Raw genomic sequence first — 3,113 nt, forward strand, 5'->3', positions numbered from 1 at the left:
GATCTGTTTCGCGTGGCAAATGGCCGGATTGTCGAACATTGGGACACGGTCGAGACCATCGTGCCTCGCAGTGAATGGAAAAATGACAACGGCAAGTTCTGAACGCCGAGGGGGTCAGTCGGTGCCATCCACAGGCAATTGCTCTTGCAGCCAAGCGCGGAAAGACCGCAAGGGTTCGGGCGGGGTCCGATCCGACGGCCAGACCAGATAGTAATCGCCAAGGCTGACACGCGGCCCGTCCCATGCCAGCACCAGACGTCCGGCTTGCAGGTCATCCTCAACCAGATAGGCGGGCAGCAACGCCACGCCCAGCCCGTGGATCGTAGCCTGCACCATCGTCGCGAACTGGTCGAACAGCATTCCGCGCAGCCCGGTCGTTGGCGCGCCTTGCGTATCGAACCACTGCTCCCACGCGTCGGGGCGGGTGTCGAGATGCAGCAAGGGCGCAGATTTGAGCGCATCCAGCGTCTTGACCTCTGAGGCCAGCGCGGGGGCGCAGACCGGCAGCACCTCTTCACGCATGAGTTTCAGATATTCGACCTCGGCCCAGTCGCGGCGCCCAAAATGGATGGCGGCGTCGAACGGGTCGGTTTGGAAATCGAACGGTTGCAGGCGGGTGCCCAGATTGACCGTGACCTCGGGGTGGCGGCGGGCGAAATCCTGCAGCCGGGGGGCCAGCCAATGCATGCCAAAGGCGGGCAGGATCGACAGATGCAGCGATCCGCCCGCCGGGTTTGCCTTGAGCTTCAGCGCTGCCTGCGCGAGATCCTTCAGGGCCGATCTTGCGGTTTGCACATACTCTTTGGCTGCAGGTGTCAGGTGCAGACGCATCTGGTTGCGCTCGATCAGATCGATGCCCAACTGCCCCTCCAGCGTTTTCAACTGCCGACTGATGGCGCTTTGTGTCAGGGACAATTCTTCGGCCGCGGCCGAGGCGCTGCCTAGCCGGTCGACAGCCTCAAGCGCCAGCAGGGATGAGATCGAGGGCAGAAAACGACGGGGTGAAATCATATGATGAAACCTCATACCTTTAGGACGGAATATCACTGGTCTTTGCGACCAGCAAGCGCAATGAGTGTCCAGAGACAGGGAGTGGTGCAGACTCTTTGAAAAGCTCATCGTCGATGGTGGAATTCGATGGCGTCCAAACCCGTTTCGCGCCATCGTCCCGCAAGGCCCGCCCGGGGACAAAGATTAACAAACTGGAACACGTGCCATGGATCGCGCTCAGATCGTACATGAAAACTTCCTGACCCGCGTCGCGCAGGGCGACTTGCCCGAAGGGGCCGCGCCGCGACCGGGGCTCAGCAAGGCTGATGCGGTGTCGCTGTACCGCTCGCAGGTACTCAGCCGGGCATTGGATCGGACCAGCCGGGCGATGCAGAAGTCGGGGCAGGGGTTTTATACCATCGGCTCGTCAGGGCATGAGGGGATGGCCGCCGTGGCTCACGCCCTGCGCCCGACCGATATCGCCTTTCTGCATTACCGTGACGCGGCCTTTCAGATCGCCCGAGCCGAGCAGGTGTCGGGCCAACAGATCGCCTGGGACATGTTGCTGAGTTTCGCCTGCTCGAAAGAGGACCCGACCTCGGGCGGGCGGCACAAGGTGCTGGGGTCCAAGGCGCTGACGATCCCGCCGCAGACCTCGACCATTGCCAGCCATCTGCCCAAGGCGGTGGGGGCGGCCTATGCGCTGGGCGCGGCGCGGCGGAACGCGCCCGAGCATCGCGCATTGCCCGAGGATGGCATTGCGATGTGCTCTTTCGGCGATGCCTCGGCCAACCATTCCACCGCGCAGGGGGCGATCAATACGGCCGGTTGGACCAGCGTGCAATCCACGCCATTGCCCCTGCTGTTTGTGTGCGAGGACAACGGCATCGGTATTTCGGTCAAGACGCCCAAGGGCTGGATTCAGGCCTCGATGGAGCATCGTCCGGGCATCAAGTACTTTCAGGCCAACGGGTTGGATATTTATGAGACCTATGCGGTGGCGCAAGAGGCCGCCGACTATGTGCGCAACCGTCGTAAACCCGCGTTCCTGCATCTGAAAACCGTGCGGCTTTATGGCCATGCCGGGGCGGATGTGCCGACCACCTATCTCAGCAAGTCCGAGGTCGAAGCGGATGAGGCCAATGACCCTCTGCTGCACTCGGTCCGCTTGTTGGATCAGGCCGGGGCGCTGCCGCCGGATCAGGCATTGAAGATTTACCAAGACACCTGCACCCGAACGGACCGCATCGCGGCCGAGGCGGCGACTCGTCCGCATCTCGCCACCGCGTCCGAGTTGATGGCGAGCCTGATCCCGCCCAAACGCGAATGCAAACCCACCAACGGCCCAAGCGCCGAGGCGCGGGTCAAGGCGTTCGGTGGTGACATGCGGGCGATGGATGAACCTCAGCCGATGAGCCGCCTGATCAACTGGGCGCTGACCGATCTGATGCTGGAACATGGCGAGATTGTCTGTATGGGCGAGGATGTTGGTCGCAAGGGCGGCGTCTATGGGGTGACGCAGAAACTGCAGCAGCGCTTTGGCCCGGATCGAGTGATCGACACGCTGCTGGACGAACAGTCCATTCTGGGGCTTGCCATCGGCATGGCCCATAACGGGTTCATCCCGATCCCCGAGATCCAGTTTCTGGCCTATCTGCACAATGCCGAGGATCAGATCAGGGGCGAGGCGGCGACGCTGCCGTTTTTCTCGAATGGGCAGTTCACCAATCCGATGGTGCTGCGGATTGCCGGGCTGGGCTATCAGAAAGGGTTCGGCGGGCATTTCCACAACGACAACTCGCTGGCGGTGCTGCGGGATATTCCCGGTGTAATCGTTGCCTGCCCGTCGACCGGGGCGGATGCGGCGCAGATGCTGCGCGAATGCGTGCGGCTGGCGCGGGAAGAGCAGCGAGTGGTGGTGTTTCTGGAGCCCATCGCGCTCTATCCCATGCGCGATCTGCATGAGGGGCAGGATGCGGGGTGGATGACCACCTATCCTTCGCCGGATCAGCGGATTGGATTGGGAGAGGTTGGCGTGCATGGTGATGGCACCGACCTGGCCATCGTGACCTATGGCAACGGGCATTATCTGTCGAAACAGGCATTGCCCGAGTTGCAGGCGG

2 protein-coding genes are annotated in these 3,113 nt (G+C 62.4%); one reads left to right on the plus strand and one right to left on the minus strand.

Translation table 11 applies throughout. The features are described from left to right. Positions 1 to 114: 114 nt before the first annotated feature. Positions 115 to 1,011 carry a LysR substrate-binding domain-containing protein gene (locus MPJ51_RS21630; RefSeq protein WP_298391123.1) on the minus strand — a complete coding sequence of 299 codons (897 nt, stop codon included), beginning with the start codon at positions 1,009 to 1,011 and terminating at the stop codon, positions 115 to 117. Positions 1,012 to 1,216: 205 nt separating this feature from the next. Here MPJ51_RS21630 and MPJ51_RS21635 point away from each other — a divergent pair. Then, positions 1,217 to 3,113, plus strand: a 1,897-nt coding sequence (locus MPJ51_RS21635; protein ID WP_298391125.1) for a thiamine pyrophosphate-dependent enzyme, incomplete at its 3' end; no start/stop codon positions are given.

It is taken from the genome of Ruegeria sp., from assembly GCF_028066395.1.
In the GTDB taxonomy this organism is placed as follows: domain Bacteria; phylum Pseudomonadota; class Alphaproteobacteria; order Rhodobacterales; family Rhodobacteraceae; genus Ruegeria.

What these genes read in the sequence shown, in the direction of transcription:
- MPJ51_RS21630 (WP_298391123.1), bottom strand. Translation starts at nt 1,011, where the DNA reads ATGATTTCACCCCGTCGTTTTCTGCCCTCGATCTCATCCCTGCTGGCG.